This window comes from Arthrobacter sp. LjRoot78, from assembly GCF_964254335.1.
Lineage (GTDB): Bacteria > Actinomycetota > Actinomycetes > Actinomycetales > Micrococcaceae > Arthrobacter.
This window is the reverse complement of the sequence record NZ_CAXUTG020000001.1, coordinates 131,756-147,485: the sequence shown is the minus strand read 5'-3', so window position 1 is coordinate 147,485 and position 15,730 is coordinate 131,756. Positions and strand designations below refer to the sequence as shown.

At 66.4% G+C, this 15,730-nt stretch carries 16 protein-coding genes; 5 read left to right on the top strand and 11 right to left on the bottom strand.

Going from position 1 to position 15,730, the window contains the following annotated elements:
* Nucleotides 1-28: 28 nt before the first annotated feature.
* Genes ACSQ1X_RS00775 through ACSQ1X_RS00765 form a run of 3 tightly spaced genes read right to left on the bottom strand, consistent with a single transcriptional unit; the run spans nt 29 to nt 2,131 of the window.
* On the bottom strand, nt 29-841 hold the full coding sequence (locus ACSQ1X_RS00775) for an alpha/beta fold hydrolase (RefSeq protein WP_436056291.1): 813 nt from the start codon (nt 839-841) through the stop codon (nt 29-31).
* Between the two features lie 44 nt (nt 842-885).
* On the bottom strand, nt 886-1,707 hold the full coding sequence (locus ACSQ1X_RS00770) for a class I SAM-dependent methyltransferase (protein ID WP_436056290.1): 822 nt from the start codon (nt 1,705-1,707) through the stop codon (nt 886-888).
* Between the two features lie 52 nt (nt 1,708-1,759).
* Complete coding sequence (locus ACSQ1X_RS00765) at nt 1,760-2,131, bottom strand: DUF7793 family protein (protein ID WP_436056289.1); 372 nt, start codon at nt 2,129-2,131, stop codon at nt 1,760-1,762.
* A gap of 94 nt (nt 2,132-2,225) precedes the next feature.
* On the opposite strand from ACSQ1X_RS00765, the gene ACSQ1X_RS00760 reads away from it, so the two are divergent.
* Complete coding sequence (locus ACSQ1X_RS00760) at nt 2,226-3,869, top strand: ATP-binding protein (RefSeq protein ID WP_436056288.1); 1,644 nt, start codon at nt 2,226-2,228, stop codon at nt 3,867-3,869.
* Nucleotides 3,870-3,920: 51 nt separating this feature from the next.
* Here ACSQ1X_RS00760 and ACSQ1X_RS00755 read toward each other — a convergent pair whose 3' ends face one another.
* Nucleotides 3,921-4,076: a hypothetical protein gene (locus ACSQ1X_RS00755; protein ID WP_156037087.1), complete on the bottom strand. Its 156-nt coding sequence runs from the start codon at nt 4,074-4,076 to the stop codon at nt 3,921-3,923.
* A gap of 145 nt (nt 4,077-4,221) precedes the next feature.
* On the opposite strand from ACSQ1X_RS00755, the gene ACSQ1X_RS00750 reads away from it, so the two are divergent.
* The 3 genes from ACSQ1X_RS00750 to ACSQ1X_RS00740 all read left to right on the top strand — a co-directional run bounded on the left by ACSQ1X_RS00750 (nt 4,222) and on the right by ACSQ1X_RS00740 (nt 7,245).
* Complete coding sequence (locus ACSQ1X_RS00750; protein ID WP_436056287.1) at nt 4,222-5,250, top strand: hypothetical protein; 1,029 nt, start codon at nt 4,222-4,224, stop codon at nt 5,248-5,250.
* Nucleotides 5,251-5,378: 128 nt separating this feature from the next.
* Nucleotides 5,379-5,717, top strand: coding sequence for a DUF7793 family protein (locus ACSQ1X_RS00745; RefSeq protein WP_436056286.1), 339 nt, complete (start codon nt 5,379-5,381; stop codon nt 5,715-5,717).
* Nucleotides 5,707-7,245, top strand: a complete 1,539-nt coding sequence (locus tag ACSQ1X_RS00740) for a putative bifunctional diguanylate cyclase/phosphodiesterase (protein ID WP_436056285.1) — start codon at nt 5,707-5,709, stop codon at nt 7,243-7,245. The genes ACSQ1X_RS00745 and ACSQ1X_RS00740 overlap by 11 nt, the downstream gene beginning before the upstream one ends.
* On the opposite strand, the gene ACSQ1X_RS00735 is transcribed toward ACSQ1X_RS00740, so the two are convergent.
* The 7 genes from ACSQ1X_RS00735 to ACSQ1X_RS00705 form a co-directional block, all read right to left on the bottom strand.
* Nucleotides 7,242-8,024 (bottom strand): glycerophosphodiester phosphodiesterase, encoded by a 783-nt coding sequence (locus ACSQ1X_RS00735; protein WP_436056284.1) that lies wholly within the window; start codon nt 8,022-8,024, stop codon nt 7,242-7,244. The two genes, ACSQ1X_RS00740 and ACSQ1X_RS00735, sit on opposite strands and share 4 nt — an antisense overlap.
* A gap of 13 nt (nt 8,025-8,037) precedes the next feature.
* Nucleotides 8,038-8,856 (bottom strand): HAD family hydrolase, encoded by an 819-nt coding sequence (locus ACSQ1X_RS00730; protein WP_436056283.1) that lies wholly within the window; start codon nt 8,854-8,856, stop codon nt 8,038-8,040.
* Nucleotides 8,857-9,035: 179 nt separating this feature from the next.
* Nucleotides 9,036-9,545, bottom strand: coding sequence for a YbhB/YbcL family Raf kinase inhibitor-like protein (locus ACSQ1X_RS00725; protein ID WP_436056282.1), 510 nt, complete (start codon nt 9,543-9,545; stop codon nt 9,036-9,038).
* A gap of 10 nt (nt 9,546-9,555) precedes the next feature.
* Entirely contained in the window at nt 9,556-10,581 is a 1,026-nt protein-coding gene (locus tag ACSQ1X_RS00720; RefSeq protein WP_436056281.1) for a carbohydrate kinase family protein, read from the bottom strand.
* Between the two features lie 39 nt (nt 10,582-10,620).
* The gene (locus ACSQ1X_RS00715) at nt 10,621-11,985 is read right to left on the bottom strand and encodes an MBL fold metallo-hydrolase (protein ID WP_436056280.1); all 1,365 of its coding nucleotides are present in this window, start codon (nt 11,983-11,985) and stop codon (nt 10,621-10,623) included.
* Nucleotides 11,986-12,086: 101 nt separating this feature from the next.
* On the bottom strand, nt 12,087-13,442 hold the full coding sequence (nhaA, locus tag ACSQ1X_RS00710) for a Na+/H+ antiporter NhaA (RefSeq protein ID WP_436056279.1): 1,356 nt from the start codon (nt 13,440-13,442) through the stop codon (nt 12,087-12,089).
* A 114-nt stretch (nt 13,443-13,556) separates the two neighbouring features.
* Nucleotides 13,557-14,354, bottom strand: a complete 798-nt coding sequence (locus ACSQ1X_RS00705; RefSeq protein WP_436059231.1) for an alpha/beta hydrolase — start codon at nt 14,352-14,354, stop codon at nt 13,557-13,559.
* A gap of 267 nt (nt 14,355-14,621) precedes the next feature.
* Between ACSQ1X_RS00705 and ACSQ1X_RS00700 the strand changes: the two genes are divergently transcribed.
* Nucleotides 14,622-15,728, top strand: a complete 1,107-nt coding sequence (locus ACSQ1X_RS00700) for a GTP pyrophosphokinase (protein WP_436056278.1) — start codon at nt 14,622-14,624, stop codon at nt 15,726-15,728.
* Nucleotides 15,729-15,730: the final 2 nt, after the last annotated feature.

Below are 15,730 nucleotides of genomic sequence, written 5' to 3'. Positions count from 1 at the left end.
CTGACCCCGATGGGCGGCCGGGACGGGCCTAGCGGCGGTTCCGGGTCTGTTCCGCGGCGCCGGAATCCGGGAGCCCGGCGAAACCACTGATGGCGTCAGCGACCTGGGCCGTGCCGGTGTACTGGACCACATGTCCGCAGCCGGGCACCTCCACCAGCCTGCCGGCCGGAGCGCGGCGGGCAAGGATCCGGCACCACTCCCCTGTCGCGATGGGGTCCGAGGCCCCGCGGAGGACCAGTACGGGCGCCCCCAGCCCGCGAATCCGGTCCTCGGTCCTGTAGTTCATCATGACCCGCAGTTGCTTGAGGTACCAGCCCGGGCCGCAGCGCAGGTAGTCGCTGAAGACCACGGCATTGGACCCCAATGTTTCATAGCGGATCGCATCCCTGGCCAGCGCAAGCATCTGGCGAAGCACTGTGCGGCGCCGGACGTCCACCACGGGTCCCATCAGCACAACATGCGGCACCTGGCCGGGGCGTTGAAGGGCCGCTTCCAGAACGAACTGTGCCCCCATGGAATGGCCCACGAGGATGCGCGGCCCCACTCCCGCCTGATCCAGCACCTCGTGGATAAACGCCCCGTGGTCCGCAACGGTGAGCAGGCGGTCCGGGCGGGGTGCGGATCCAAAGCCGGGAAGGTCGATCGAAATCGTGTCCGCGGCCCTGGCCAGGACGTGGTGCAGCCGTGCAAGGTACCGGTGGGAGACGCCGATCCCGTGAATGAGGACGATGGTGGGGGCCTCCGCGGCGGCGTCCGGCAGGCCGCTGGGCGTGGCACGCGAGGCGTACATCCGTCCACGGAGCCCTCCGGCCTCGACGACTGTTGCTTCGGTCCCCTTCATCCGTCGAGGATAGCTCCCCGCGGCGCGGATTCAGGGAAAGGCTCCTAATTCCTTGCCCGCAGCACCGCAAAGTAGCCGGGGATGAGGTCAGCCCGCGTCGGGTCGGACAAGGGCATCGTCTCGATCGCCGTGGGACCGTCCTCGATCAGCTCCCAGCGGCCCGCGGGGAAGGCCAGGCTCCGCTCCTTCGGACCGAAGCGTCCCGGCATGGGCAGCCCGCGGATGGCTCCTTCGAGAGGCGACGGGATGGACCGGAGCGTTGCCCCGAGGTGCGACACGTACTCGACGGCGTTTCCCTGGAAGTCGGTTTCGGCCAGGAAAACGCGACCGTTCATTCCCGTGATGGCACGAACGTTTTCGGCAAGGGCCTGCCGATCACGTTCTCCCAGGACGTGCAATACGCCCCGGATAAAGACATTCGCCCCTGCGCCAGCGCGGCCTCCCCCGCCAAGCAGCCGAAGCTCTTCCCCGAGTCCGCCGCCGGCGTCGGGAGCTGTCATGTCACGGACGACGTACGAAACGTTCGCCAGCCCGGACGACTCGCTGACCGCCCGCCGTACTGCATGGGCGGAGACATCAACACCCATGGCGTGCGGGAAATGAGCGGCCAGTTGCCGGGTGAAGCTGCCGTTGCCGCAGCCGATGTCCACCACCGGCAGCCCGGGGTCCAGGTGCAGGTGCAGCCTGTCCACGTAACCCTGCATCTCGTGGTCGCTGCCGGAGTCCCACAGCACGTCGCCGGTGGCCCCTGTGCTTTTCACGGAGGACCAGAACCGGTCCCAGGCAACATGGTGGTCCCGCGGTGCGCCGGCGGACAACCGCACAAGCCTGGGGATCATCAGGTATTTTTTTAGGGCGGCGAGCATGGTCCAAATATAAGGGCACCACCGTTGATGCCCGGCTAGTCAGGCACGGAAATCAGGTCACAGACAGCCACGTGATGGCGTCCCGCTCGGAGGTGAAGAACTTCGTGGGACACGGCACGGCATTGATTCCCAAAAAGAAATTGGCCAGGACGCGGTCAACCGGCGAGGCCCCCAGCAAGGCGATCCGGGAGGCCTGGCACGGGCGGCCAAAAACGGCGCGTGCGCCCCGGCTCACATCGGCGGTGGTGGCCATGTCCACCAGCATGGGATGCCGTTCGTCGCCACACAACTGGTTCACCCTGAGCATGGCGCGCTCCGCGTCCTCGGCTGTGATCACGGCGCCGCGCGGCCACGTCAGCCGGAGCACTCCGTCGGCTCCCAGCGTCAGTCCCGCTTCCGTGCCCATCTCGCGATTTCCGGACATATCCACCCTTCCTCCCGCCAGGGTAAGCCCGCAAGGAATGCGTGCGACCTAAGTCACCCTACAATGTAGTCAACCGGGGACCGAAGGGGGCAGCGTGGTAATCCAGGCGGCGCAGAAATCACTTGTACCACGCACGGCTATCGTGGCCGATCCGGACAGCGGGCGCTTGTCCGCTACAGCGGCCGTTTTAGCGGCCGCAGGGTTCGAGGTCTCCACGGCCTCCAGCCACGAAAGCCTGGCCGGGCTGCTGGACCGGCACCATCCCAGCATCGTCGTCGCGGATCACTCGCTTGCCGGCCCTCCGGTGGATGCACCGCTCCTTCTCCTGATCGATCTGGACGACGAGTCTGCGGCGGAGAGCGTGCGGTCGCTCCCCATGGCGGACTACATCGCGAAACCCCCCGCCCCGGCCGAACTTGCCCACCGGGCGGACGTCTTGGTCAGCCGCGCTGCGCAGCGCTCCGATGCGCGGCAAAGCGCTGAACGGCTGCGCGAAAAGCTCCGCGGGGTGTCCTCTGCCGTTCGCGCCACCCATGATCCCCTCCTGATTTCAGATTATCTGGTGACAGGATTCGGGGAGACGTTCGGGGCCGACCGCGTCCTGTTCACTACTTTCGACGACGACCGCGTCCCGCGGATAGCTGCCCAATGGCACCGGCCTGGCCTTGCTCCGGTGGCGGACGGACTGGGAATCCAGGAATCGTCCGCGCACCGCGTTGCGGACCGGCTGTGGTCAGAGGCGGAAGTGCTCACCGTGGAGGACCACCGGTTGTACGAATGGTCCCCCGAGGACCAGGAGCTGGCGGCATGGTCTGAGCATATGGGCCCCTGGGCCTCCGCCTTCGTCCCTGTGGGTGAGGGCAAGTCATCGCTCGGCGTCATCTGGATTGCGCAGCTGGACGAACCGCGGGTCTGGACGCGAACCGAAATTTCACTGATCCAGCACGTGGCCGGAAACGTCGCGTACGGGCTCATCCAGAGCCATTTGATGAGCGCCCAGCAGCGTGTGGTCAAGCAGCTGCGGCAGCTTGACCAGGCGAAGACCGATTTCCTTGCCACCGTCAACCACGAGCTCCGTACTCCGCTGACGTCCATCTCCGCTTACCTGGACATGATCCAGGACGGCGTGGGAGGGCCGGTGCCCGCGGAAGTGGAGAGGATGCTGGACATCATTGTCAGGAACTCAGAGCGGCTGCGGCGCCTGATCGAGGATATGCTCACTGTTTCTCGTCAGGATTACGACGGCGCCAACCTCCATCTGGGGCCCGTCCAGCTGGGACACACCCTCCAAATCGTGACAGTGGCGCTGCGCCCGCTGGCTGAGTTGGGCGACGTTTCCATCTCGCTGGAGCTCTGCGACGGCGATTCAGAGATAATCGCCGATGAAGTTCAGCTGGAGCAGGTGTTTACGAACCTTGTTTCAAATGCCATCAAATTCACGCCTCGCGGAGGCGGGATTGTTGTTAGCTGCCGCCTCGAAGCAATGACGGACGGAGAGTCCGGCATTAATGTCCACGTGCGTGATACAGGGGTTGGAATCCCGGAGGAAGAAATCCCGCATCTTTTCACCCGCTTCTTCCGTGCATCAAACGCGACGTCAGCCGCCGTCCCCGGCAGCGGCCTGGGGCTCGCCATTGCGTACGACATCGTCAAGGCGCATCGGGGGGACGTGGCGGTCAGTTCGCAGCTGGGCGAGGGCACCACGATCACCGTGAAACTGCCCGCTTCCGGGCCTTAAACGGAACTGCCCCCGGATTTGAGATCCGGGGGCAGCCTTGGCGCATGGAGCTTAGTCTGGCCACCAGCCGATGTGTGCCTGCGTGGTGGGCGCCTTGCTTGACGTGCTGACGGTGGTATCCGACTTGGGAGCGGCCGTGGCGGGCGCAGCGAAACCTGCGACAGCCAGGACGCCGGTGAGCAAGAATGTAGCGGCTATTTTCTTCATCCGCGGGTCCTTTCAATCAATTGGGCGCAAAAACTCATTACGAGCGTCAGTATACGGTCACAAGATCAATATTTAACTCTGGTAACACCAGCAAAATTATGACTCGGGTGGTCGATGTAGAACCTTTCCGGGGGATAATTGGAAAATGCCGATTCCCCGGAAATTGTTACCGCATGTGGTTGCGGAGCTGCAGGCCCGCGAAAGCTGGAAAAGCCGCGAGTACTCAAGGGCGCGGGACGAGGCACGCAGAGCAGCGGAGCTCGCTCTGCTGGAGGGGGACCAGACCGCCTGGTGGAACATGACGCTCTTCCAGGCTGAATGCCTCAAGGACCTGGGTCAGATCCACGAGTGCATGGAATTGATCACGTACCTGGCCCGCCACCCGCTCTCCACTGCGGAACCGGCCCTGGGAGCACGGGCCTTCGTCCTGCTGGCGCTGTCGCAACAGGGGCTGGGGCGGCTACCCGACGCCGTCGCCGCAGCCACCTCCGCCGCCGATCTCGTTGCCGGCAACCCCGAGTACGTCTACCTCCACATCCAGGCCCAGCGTGCGCTCATCGCCGCCCTCGCAGAAAGTCGCCGGCTCGATGAGGCGTGGGACCAGTGCCTCCTGCTGGAGGGCCTGCTGACGGACCTCGTGGACGAGGACACTGCCGGAAAGGCCTACTGGGTGATAGGAAACGTCGCGTTCCTCACCGGCCGGGTGAAGGACGGCGGCCGCTACCACGACATGGCCGCAGAGAGCCTGTCACCGTCGAAGGACGTGGACCTCTGGGCCAGGTTCAACCGCGCGTCGGCGGTGATGCGCCTCGAGGCCGAGCTCACCGACCCCGCAACCCTTCGCTGCATCGAGCGGGCCGAGCTCGCCACCGAAGTGGTCGGCGGAAGTGACCGCGACCTCCTGGAAATGTCGTTTGTGCGCGCGCACTGGCATTTCCTGACCGGCGATATGGCAACGGCAATCAACATGCTCCGGCCGCTGTGCACCGAAGCAGGAATCCTGGCCACCCAAACAGCGGGAGAGGCCTCTTTCCTGCTGGGCAAATCGCTCCTTGCCAACGGTGACCACGAGGAAGCACTCCAACGCTTGGCTGATGCAGCCGAACTCTTTGACGATGCGGCCGCCTCCGAACGGAGCGCCCAGGTTCGCGCGTTTGCAGCAGGTGTAAGCTAACGCACCCCGGACGGCGAAGGACAGTGTATTTTTAGTCTCAGAGCCTCGTGGAAGGCTGAGTGGCGCAAGGGAGGCCAAACGGCTCCTCTCACATGTTCGGGGGATTAATGTCTAAGCCGCTTGGATTGATGCAAGAGCAAATTGTCAGGATCGTGCTTCCCCGGGACGAACACCTGGATGAGCATTCAGCGCGCGTGCTGGCTGCCGGCCTTCAACGCCCGCACTCCGGCTCTCCGCTGGCCGTACTCCTGGATGTGACAGGCGTTGCGTCCGTGAGCAGGGCGGCGAGGGCGGTGTTCAGCAATGTGAGCACAGTGGCCGCCTGGGCGCTGCTCGGACGGACTCCGGTGGACCGGATCCTGGCGCATTTCATCCTTGGCGGCGACTTCAAGTCCGGGCCTGCCAGTTACTTCACGTCCGAGCCCGAGGCCCTCAAGTGGTTGAAGGAAAATGCCCATGTTCACTGAGGGCGACCCGCGCCTGGGCAAGCTGCTGGACGGAATCGTCCGCCTTGCCGCAGGGGAGCTTCACTCCCGGATCGAAGTATCCCCCGCCAGAGATGAGCTGGATGCCGTCATCATGGGCACCAACCTCCTGGCCGAAGACCTGCAGATCATGTACCAGGAGCTGGAGCAGCGGGTGGAACTGCGCACCCGGCTGCTCAACGAAGCGCACCTGGAAATGCAGAAGATGGCGCTGACGGACTCGCTGACCGGCCTGGCGAACCGTGCGGCCCTGGTCAGTGCCCTCAACGACACCCTGGCGGAGGCTGAGCGGGGCGACCTTCCGCCCGCCGTCCTGTTGCTGGACCTGGACGCCTTCAAAGGCATCAACGACTCCCTCGGCCACGCTGCCGGGGATCAGGTACTGACCGCCGTCGGGGAGCGGATCAAGGGATCAGTCCGGGACACTGACACGGTGGCCCGCCTGGGCGGTGACGAATTCGCCGTCCTGATGCCCGCCACCACCCTCGCCCGCGCCGCGAGCGTGGGCAACCGCATCCTCGCTGCCCTGGACAGCCAGGTGGAGCTCGAGAACGACTCCGTCCAGTGCGGGGCCAGCATGGGGCTGTGCATCGGCGGAGCCGGACAAAGCGCCGAACAGCTACTCATGGAAGCCGACGTGGCTATGTACGCTTCCAAGGCCGGCGGGCGCAACAGGCTCAAAGTATTCGAACCGGCCATGCTGCACGCGCGCCAATTGCGGAGCCAGCTTATCGATGACCTTCGGACGGCCATTTCCGAGTCAGAGCTGGTGCTTTTCTACCAGCCTGTGGTCGCGCTGGCGTCCGGGCGGATCGAGGGTGCGGAAGCCTTGGTCCGCTGGCAGCATCCTTCCCGCGGCATGGTGATGCCGGACGAGTTCATTCCCCTCGCTGAAGATGCCGGACTCATTTCCGAGCTGGGCGGCTGGGTGCTCCGCACTGCCGTCAGGCAACTACAGGGCTGGCGGGCCGAGGGCCGCGCCGGGGACGACTTCTCCATGCGGATCAACATCTCACCGACCGACCTTCAGCGCCTCGAGTTCATCGAAGAGGTCCGGGATGCCCTCAGCGGGGCCGGAATCAGCCCGGAGCTGCTCGTGCTGGAGCTGACCGAGGGCGCGATTGTCAGCGGCAACGAGCTGGACCGGTACTCCCTGAACAGCCTGCGGAAGCTGGGGGTAGGGCTGGAAATCGATGACTTCGGTACGGGCTATTCCTCCATCAGCTACCTGCGCAAGCTTCCGGTGGACAAGGTCAAAGTGGACCGCTCGCTGCTGAAGGACCTCGGAACGGACCCGGCCCAGCCGGACCTGATCGCCGCCATTCTCCAGCTGATCCGGGCGTGCGGCCTCGAAGCAGTCTGGGAAGGGGTGGAGACGGCGGAACAGGCCCGGCACCTGGCCAGCATCGGGTGCGTGAGCGCCCAAGGGTATTACTTCGGCCGGCCGGTTCCGGCGGACGAATTCGCGGCGGTGCTGGAAGCGCAGCGGGCTTCGCACCACGGCAGCTAGTCCCACTGCCCCCGGTCCTGGAGCACTGTCTTGAGGAGATCGGCCCGGTCCGTCACGATGCCGTCAACACCAAGGTCCAGGAGCCGGTGCATCTCCGCGGGATCGTTGATGGTCCACACATGGACCTGGAGGCCGTGCCGGTGGGCGCGGCGGACAAACGCCGGTGTCACCACCCGGACGGCACCATAGCTGACCGGAACCTGCAGCGCGTGGATGCCCCGCACCACCCGTCGGATGACCGGCGCCGGAAGCACCGGCCCCAGCATTGTGAAGATCGCGTTGGACACGACGCCGGCCGACGCCGCGACCGGCCGGCTTAACCGCCGAAGGACCGCCCGGCGACGGCGGTCCGAGAAACTCGTAATCAGTACCTGGTCGTGAACGCCGTACTTCTCAATCGCGGCCGCAAGCCCGGTGACGGAGTTCCAGTCCTTGACGTCCAGGTTCAGCCGGACGCCGGGGAAGGCCCGCACCATTTCCTCGAACAGCGGGATGGGTTCCAGGCCCCCGATCCTCGCCTGGGCCACCGTCCCGGCAGGGAGCCTGGAAATGCGTCCCTGTCCGTCCGTGACACGGTCGAGTGCGGGGTCATGGAACACCAGCAGCACGCCGTCGGCAGTGGTGTGGACGTCCATTTCCAGGTACCGGTAGCCGAGTTCGACGGCGGCGCGGAACGCCGCCATCGAATTTTCCAGCCCGTCCGGCGAGAACCCGCGGTGCGCCATCGCGATCCGTGCGGACGCGCTTCCGGCGGTGAAGAAAGGCTTGGGCTCAGTCATTCCAGGCGCCTGCCTAGACGCGCTTCACGCCAAATTCGGCCAGTTTGGCTTCGAGGATCTGGGCCACGCCGTCGTCGTCGAAATGCGGCGCCTGCTGCCCCGCGGCACGGATGGCCTCCGGGTGGCCGCTGGCCATCGCGTAGCCGTCCCCGGCCCAGCGCAGCATCTCGATGTCGTTGGGCATGTCCCCGAACGCCACCACGTCCGCTGCGTCAATCCCCAGGGTGGCGGCGTATTCCGCGAGGGTCACCGCCTTGTTGACACCCGGGAGGGCAAGTTCCAGCATGGCCACGGTGGGTGCCGAGTGGGTGGCGGAGGCGAGGTGGGCGACTGCGGGCGACACTTCGGCAAGGAAGTCGTCCGCCGTGCCTTCGCGGACGATGGCCAGGAACTTCACCACGGCGTCGTCGGCGGTGAGTGTGCTGGCCAGCGGAGCGGGGGTGAATTCGGTCAGGAGTTCGCTGGAGTCGTTTTCGATGAAGCCCGGCTCCAGGTGGAAGCCAGTGAGCGTTTCCGCGGCGAACAGCGCGGACGGCCGGAGCTGCTTGATGATGCGGCGCGCCTCGAAGACCGCTTCCAGGGCGAGCGCCCGCGCGGAGACCAGGCGGCCTTCCTCAAGGTCCCACACCACGGCACCGTTCGAGCAGATCACGGTTCCGGCGTGCCCCAGCTGGTCTTCCAGGGGGTGCAGCCAGCGGGGCGGGCGTCCGGTCACGAACACCAGTTCGACGCCGGCATCGCGGCAGGCGTGGAAGGCGCGGACGGTCCGGTCACTGATCTTTCCGTCATGCCCGAGGATCGTTCCGTCAATATCACTTGCTACCAGCCGCATACAGCCAGTCTACGTTGGCCCGGCGGCGGGCCCCCTCCGGGGCGGGCTCAGGGCCGTCCGCCCCGGATCCTGGAGCGCGAATTCGCCGGAATGCTGCCAGATCGCCGTAAGTTTCCGGCGATCTCGCAGGCTTCCGGCGATCTCGGCGCGGCAATCTCGCGGGGCGGGGTGGACCAAGCTCAGCGTTCGAAGATGCCCGTGAGCGTCCCGCGGCCCAGCACGTGCGGCGCCAGCCTGGATTCCAGCTTGCCCGGGCTGACCCCGGAGTCCACACCGAGGTGCTCCACATCGAGGGCGTAGACCGTGACGATGTACCGATGCGGGCCGTGGCCGGGCGGTGGCGCGGCGCCCAGGTAGCCGTGGAAACCGCCGTCGTTCTTCAACTGCAGTGCACCGGCCGGAAGGTGCCCGCCGCCCTCGGCACCGGCCCCGGCGGGAAGCGACGTGACGCCTGCCGGGAGATCCAGCACCGCCCAGTGCCAGAAGCCGCCGCGGCCCGGGGCATCGGGATCGAACATCGTGACCGCATAGCCCTTGGTCCCCGCCGGCGCACCGCTCCAGCTCAGTTGCGGCGATTCGTCCTTGCCCCCGGCGCGCATCTTGCCGCTGCGCTGGGCGGGCGGCAGGGTTTGGCCGTCCTGGAAGGACTCGCTGCTGACGTGCAGGGAAGGGGAATGGTGGCTGGACATGTGCTGCCTTTCAGTTGCTGGCGGAATCGGCATTCCTACGGTCGTCGCCGGCGAGCGCGGCTTCCCGTTCGACGGCGGACTCCGCGTCGCGTTCCAGACTTTCGAGCTCGAGGTGGTTGAGTTCGGCCCTCGTGGGCGGGTTGGCCCCCGGCCGGGACACGGTGACGGCGGCTGCCCACGCCGCATGGGCCAGCAGTTCACGGAGCGACTCTGCCGGTAGCTCACGCAGCTCCTTGCGGTTCTGGGCACCGTCCAGGCCGCGGTCCACCAGCCCGGAAATCAGCGCGGCCATGAAGGAATCGCCTGCGCCCACCGTGTCCGCCACCTCTACCTTGGGTGCGGGGAACTCCGCTTCGCCGGCGGCGGTGATTCCCCACGGGCCGGCCGCGCCGCGGGTCACCACCACCAGGGCGGGCCCCTCGGGACCGCCCAGGGACAGCCACCGCCGGGCCGACTCCAGGACGTCCACACCGGGGTAGAGCCATTCGAGGTCCTCGTCGGATGCCTTCACGATGTCCGCGAGGGTGACGAACTTTTCCGCCTGCCGGCGGGCATAGTCCACATCGGTGATGATGCTGGGGCGGCAGTTGGGGTCGAAGCTGATGGTGGCGGAGGGGTGCGCGTGCTCGACGGCGGCGAGCACCTCGGCGGCCCCCGGCTCCAGCATGGTGGCGATGGAGCCGGTGTGCACCAACGTGGTGCCCTGCAGCATGAACGGCAGCCGGTCCGCGAGGCCGGGAAGTTCCCAGGCGAGGTCGAACATGTAGGTGGCGGCGCCGTCGTCGTCGATCAACGCGGTGGCCACGCTGGTGGGCAGGGCATCCGGGCCCTGCGGGACCATCACCGAACTGGATTTCAGGTGGGCGGCCACGGACTCGCCGTAGGCGTCACGCCCGAACCTGCCGATGAACTGCACGGGGTGGTCCAGCCGCGCCAATCCCACTGCCACGTTGAGCGGGCTGCCGCCCACGTGGGCCTCGATTCCCGAGGATCGTTGGACAACGTCGACCAGGCCTTCGCCAATAACTGTGAGCATGGTCATACTCTGCCAGAGAAGAGACGCGCGCGCTCCTGATTACGCCTGCGGGGCGTTGTCCAGGGCCACCCCGGCTGCCTCTGCGTCGCCGAACCTGGCATCCAGGTAGATCACGTCCCTGCCCGCGCGCTGCAGCAGGCTGGCGGCCACTCCGGCCCGGTAGCCGGTTCCGCAGTGGACCCACAACCGTCCCGCCGGCACTTCGTCCAGGCGGGTCAGGAGCTGGTGGACGGGAACGTTGACAGCACCGGCCACATGGGACGCTGCAAACTCGTCCGTCCGCCGCACGTCAAGGACCGTGTCCCCATCCGCGCGGCCTGCCAGCAGGCCGTCCCAGCCGAGCCGCGGGTAGGAGGCGACGGCGGCATCCGGCGCCAGCGCCTGCGGTTCGGTTCCGACGGCGGCATCCGGCGAATCGATGCCGATGCGGGAGAGGTCGCGGATGGCCTTTTCCACGTCCTCGCGGGAACCCACGAGGGTGAGCTTCTCGTCCCAGGGCAGGACCCAGCCCAGGTAGGTGGTGAAGTTGGAGCCGCTGCCGTATTCAAAGCTGACGCTGCCCTTGAGATGGTTGCTGGCGAACGCCACGCGGCGGCGAAGGTCAACCACCCATTCGCCGCCGTCCAGGCGGCGGGTGAGCTCTGCGGGGTCCACTGACTCCGGGACGGCGAGGTCCGCCGGGCCGGGTCCCTTGGCGTTCAGGGCGCCCATGTGCGCGTAGTACGAGGGATACGCGGAGAGGTTGGCGATGAGTTCCTGGACGAAGTGGTCCTCGTCCGGATCGATGAGGGCGTGGTTGGCAGCGAGCTGCTCACCAAGAGTGGAGGAGCCCGCCTTGCTCGCCGGACCGGACGAACAGAAGGATCCGAAGCCGTGGGTGGGGAACAGTGCGGCATCGGGCCGCGCCTCGGCCACGAGCCGGCGAACCGAAGCGTACTGGTCGTGCGCCAGGCCCACGGTGTCGGACGCCGCGACCAGGTCTGTCCGGCCGACGGAGCCGTACAGCAGGCTGCCGCCGGAGAACACCGCCTGCTTGTCGCCGTCGTCCACGATGAAGGACAAGTGGGTATGGGTGTGTCCCGGGGTGGCGACGGCCCTGACTGTCAGGGATCCCACGCGGACGGCCTGGCCGTCGGTGATGGCTTCGCGCTCGAACTGGACCGGGTCCGCGGCGTTGACCAGGTACGTCGCGCCATGGGTTCTGGCGAGCTCCAGTCCACCGGTGACGTAGTCGTTGTGGAGGTGGGTTTCAGCGACGTGGGTGATGGTCACGCCCGCTTCACGCGCGGCGGCTTCCACGCGGTCCGTGTCCCGTTGCGGATCGATCACCAGGCCCACCGTGCCGTCGTGCACCAGGTAGCTCCGGTCTCCCAGCGGCGGCGTATCGATGATAATGACATCCATGGCATCCTCCTCGACGGCCGCATTTGCCTCTGGCGTGGCTTCCGGCCGTACTCAAACCATACCCCTAGGGGTATGAAGCAGCAAGAGGCCAACGAGGTCCGTCAGGCCTGGTTTCCGTGTTCGTAGACGTCCGGGATGCCGTCCCGATCCGAGTCCACCTTCTCGCGTTCTTCCGCCTCACGGTACTGGCGGTTCCTGGTCCGCAGCACCACGGCTGCCAGTATTGCGGCGAGGAGCGACGCCGCCAGGATGCCAACCTTCGCGTGATCGTCGTGCAGGCTGCCGTGGCCGAAGCTGAGTTCCGCGACCAGCAGGGACACGGTGAAGCCGATACCGGCCAGGAGGGAAACTCCAAACACGTCGATCCATTTGAAGGACCCGTCCAGCCGCGCCCGGGTGGCCTTGGTAAGGATCCACGTGGTGCCCATGATGCCGAGGGGTTTGCCCAGGACGAGGGCCATGATGATGCCGATGGCCACGGGGTCGGCCAGCGCCGAACCCAGGCCTTCCCAGCCACCGACGGCCACGCCGGCAGAGAAGAAGGCGAAGACCGGAACGGCCACTCCGGCCGAGATGGGACGGAAGCGGTGTTCGAAGATTTCCGCGAGGCCCGGGCCGGCGTCCGGACCCCCGCTGGCCTTGGACCGGAGCACCGGCACGGCGAACCCCAGCAGCACACCCGCCACCGTGGCGTGGATGCCGGAGGCGTGCACCAGGGCCCAGGTGGCAACGCCGAGCGGCAGGAGGATGCCCCAGGCTGCCATGAAGTGGACGCCGAAGAAGCGGCGGTACTTCTGGGCAAGGAAGGCGTACAGCGCCAGCGGGATGAGCGCGAGCAGCAGCGGGGCGGCCTGGATGTCTCTTGAATAGAAGAACGCGATGATGCTGATGGCAATGAGGTCGTCCACCACCGCCAGGGTGAGCAGGAAGATGCGCAGGGCACTGGGCAGGTGGGATCCGATGATCGCCAGCACTGCCACGGCGAACGCGATGTCCGTTGCGGTGGGGATGGCCCAGCCGCGCAGGGTTTCCGGGCTGTATATGTTCACGGCGGCATATATCAGGGCCGGGACAATCACGCCGCCGGCCGCGGCAGCCACGGGCACGATCGATTTGCTGAGCTGGCGCAGGTCCCCGGCCACGAACTCCCGCTTGAGTTCCAGGCCCACCAGGAAGAAGAAGATGGCCAGCAGACCGTCGGCTGCCCAGGAGCCCAGGCTCAGCTCGAGGTGCCAGGGCTCGTACCCGATCCGGAAATCCCGCAATGCGAAGTAGCTGTCAGAGATTGGTGAATTTGCCCATATCAGCGCGATGACCGCAGCGGCCACAAGGAGTGCACCGCCCACTGTTTCCTTGCGCAGGATCTCGCCGATGCGCAGCGATTCCGCGTAGCTGCCGTAGCCAAGGATGGTGAAGCGCGGTTTGGCGTCAGGTGCGGGCGTAGGTGTTTGGCTCATGAAGCGTCCTAAACGTTGAGTCGACAAAACTATGCCGACCAGACTTCCCGGCGCACCTTCTTCCAGTCTAGGGGACGGACCCTGCCGCCGGGCGGACAGAAGCGGGGCAGATGTTCAGCCCAGGAGTTCCTGCACCAGGTCCCGGCACTTCCGGTAGGCCGGGGCCTTGGGGTCAATCAATGCGAAATGGTCTCCGGGGACGTTGAGCAGCTGGACGGGTCCGCCGGCAGCCTTCGCCGCGCCGGCGTAGGACACGGACTGGCTGGCGGGAACGTCGTCGTCGTCGCTGCCGTGGACGGCGTAAACAGGGACCCGCAACGGAATAGCGCTCATGGGGTCCACGTACTTGTGGCGCTTCGGATACTTCGCTGACGAACCGCCCAGCAGGTTGCTGACTGCGCCGTTGCTGAGGTTCAGCTTTTCGGCATCGGCCAGGTTCAGGAGGCCGGCCTGGCTGACCACGCCGGTGAGCTGCACGGCGCCGTCGTCGTCGTTCCTCCGCTTCAGCTGGCGGTCGGCGTCCGGCGCGCCCAGATGCCCGAGCCGGGTCCGGCCGGCAGCCCAGACCGCCAGGTGCCCGCCGGCCGAGTGGCCCAGGGCCACGACCTTTTCCAGGCCAAGCCCGTGGATCGCCGCGACGTCCCTGAGTTTGTCGATTCCCGCCAGAACATCTTCGAAGGTGTTCGGCCAGCCGCCGCCGTTGCCGGCACGCCGGTACTCCAGGTTCCAGGCGGGCATTCCGTGCATGGCAAGGTCCCGGGCCAGCGGCTCGCCGAGCTCGGCGCCGTACTGCGAGCGCCAGTACCCGCCGTGGATAACCACCACCACGCCGCGTGTTACAGCCGCGTCCGGCAGGAACAGCTCACCCCACTGACTCGGGTCATCGCCGTACTGGTACTTGTGCCGCTTCACTGCGTCCTCCTTCGGGCCCGACGAACAGGAAGCGGACAATGCCCCCAGTGCCACTGCTGCGGCGGCGCCAAGAAGCCCGCGGGAAAGCAGGGTCCGACGCCGCACATCAGCCATGTGCCGAGCCTACCTTGGGAGGCAGACAGCTTGCGCCAGCGCGTTCGACGGCGGCGCCTTGGACCGTTCGCTGCGTGCACCGCGGGCCCACGGACCGCACTGCCCGGGGGTGTCACCCCCTTGGGTGTCGCAGGCCGCCCGTAAGCTGGAAACATGGCTACCAACTGGGACCGCCTGGACGCAGGCCTGCGCGAGTCCGTGCAGGAAAACGTGGAGCTCTATGCACGGGTGCGCCCTGCCCTGAAGCTGGTCACGCGGGAAGTCCTGCTGACGCTCCGGAGCATGCTCAAGGACACCGAGGTAACGCCGCTGTTTGTCACCGGCCGCACCAAGACAGTGGAGTCCTTCAAGGAGAAGATTTCCCGCACGGAGGAGCCGCTGGAACCCGGCGGTGCACCACTGCTGAAGTTCCCTGATCCGTTCCGCACGCTCAATGACATGGTGGGCGTCCGCGTCATCACCAAGCTGCCTGCAGAGAATGCGGTGGTGGCCAACCTGATCAAGCGCCAGCGCCAGCTCTTTGACTGCCGCGGCGACCGCGAAAAGGACATCGGCTCCATCGAATCCGGCACCTACGGCTACTCCAGCCGCCACCTGATCCTGCGGACCATCCAGAACGAGGCGGTGAAGGAGTACCAGCAGGTATTCAACCCGGATATCCAGCCCAACGGCAGCTACTTCTTTGAATGCCAGATCCGCACTGTTTTTGCGCACGCCTGGAGCGAGATCGAGCATGACATCCGCTTCAAGGCCGAGGATCCCCGGGCCTGGACTCCGCATTTCGACCGCCAGTTCACCGCCACCGCGGCCATGCTGGAAACAGTGGAAGGCGCCTTCGCGGACCTGCACGAACGGTACGAAGAAGTCCGCAGCTACTGGGACACGGACGGTGAAGGTGCCGCCCAGCTCACTCCGAACCGGATCCGCGACGTCTGGCGGACGCTGCTTCCGCACGTTGACCGTAAAGTGGATGATGACTGGGGCTGGGCAGCCGAACTCATGGCGGCGCACGGCCTCAACCAGACCATGCAGCTGGCAGAGCTGCTCAGCGCGAACCGGATCACCGAGGTCCGCAAGGCCTTGGACCACAGATACTCCCCCGGCCCGGACCGGCTGCTGGATGACCTGCTGCTGTGGCAGTACGGCACCAAACACATTGACCTCACCGCGGAGGCGCCCGACGTCGTTCCGCACCCCCGGCGCGACAGCCTCCTGCGGAGGCTGAAGCAGATCGAGCGCTATCGCCAGACCAAGCCCTAGGA

What these genes read in the sequence shown, in the direction of transcription:
- ACSQ1X_RS00775 (WP_436056291.1), bottom strand. Translation starts at nt 841, where the DNA reads ATGAAGGGGACCGAAGCAACAGTCGTCGAGGCCGGAGGGCTCCGTGGA.
- ACSQ1X_RS00770 (WP_436056290.1), bottom strand. Translation starts at nt 1,707, where the DNA reads ATGCTCGCCGCCCTAAAAAAATACCTGATGATCCCCAGGCTTGTGCGG.
- ACSQ1X_RS00765 (WP_436056289.1), bottom strand. Translation starts at nt 2,131, where the DNA reads ATGTCCGGAAATCGCGAGATGGGCACGGAAGCGGGACTGACGCTGGGA.
- ACSQ1X_RS00755 (WP_156037087.1), bottom strand. Translation starts at nt 4,076, where the DNA reads ATGAAGAAAATAGCCGCTACATTCTTGCTCACCGGCGTCCTGGCTGTC.
- ACSQ1X_RS00750 (WP_436056287.1), top strand. Translation starts at nt 4,222, where the DNA reads ATGCCGATTCCCCGGAAATTGTTACCGCATGTGGTTGCGGAGCTGCAG.
- ACSQ1X_RS00745 (WP_436056286.1), top strand. Translation starts at nt 5,379, where the DNA reads ATGCAAGAGCAAATTGTCAGGATCGTGCTTCCCCGGGACGAACACCTG.
- ACSQ1X_RS00740 (WP_436056285.1), top strand. Translation starts at nt 5,707, where the DNA reads ATGTTCACTGAGGGCGACCCGCGCCTGGGCAAGCTGCTGGACGGAATC.
- ACSQ1X_RS00735 (WP_436056284.1), bottom strand. Translation starts at nt 8,024, where the DNA reads ATGACTGAGCCCAAGCCTTTCTTCACCGCCGGAAGCGCGTCCGCACGG.
- ACSQ1X_RS00730 (WP_436056283.1), bottom strand. Translation starts at nt 8,856, where the DNA reads ATGCGGCTGGTAGCAAGTGATATTGACGGAACGATCCTCGGGCATGAC.
- ACSQ1X_RS00725 (WP_436056282.1), bottom strand. Translation starts at nt 9,545, where the DNA reads ATGTCCAGCCACCATTCCCCTTCCCTGCACGTCAGCAGCGAGTCCTTC.
- ACSQ1X_RS00720 (WP_436056281.1), bottom strand. Translation starts at nt 10,581, where the DNA reads ATGCTCACAGTTATTGGCGAAGGCCTGGTCGACGTTGTCCAACGATCC.
- ACSQ1X_RS00715 (WP_436056280.1), bottom strand. Translation starts at nt 11,985, where the DNA reads ATGGATGTCATTATCATCGATACGCCGCCGCTGGGAGACCGGAGCTAC.
- nhaA (WP_436056279.1), bottom strand. Translation starts at nt 13,442, where the DNA reads ATGAGCCAAACACCTACGCCCGCACCTGACGCCAAACCGCGCTTCACC.
- ACSQ1X_RS00700 (WP_436056278.1), top strand. Translation starts at nt 14,622, where the DNA reads ATGGCTACCAACTGGGACCGCCTGGACGCAGGCCTGCGCGAGTCCGTG.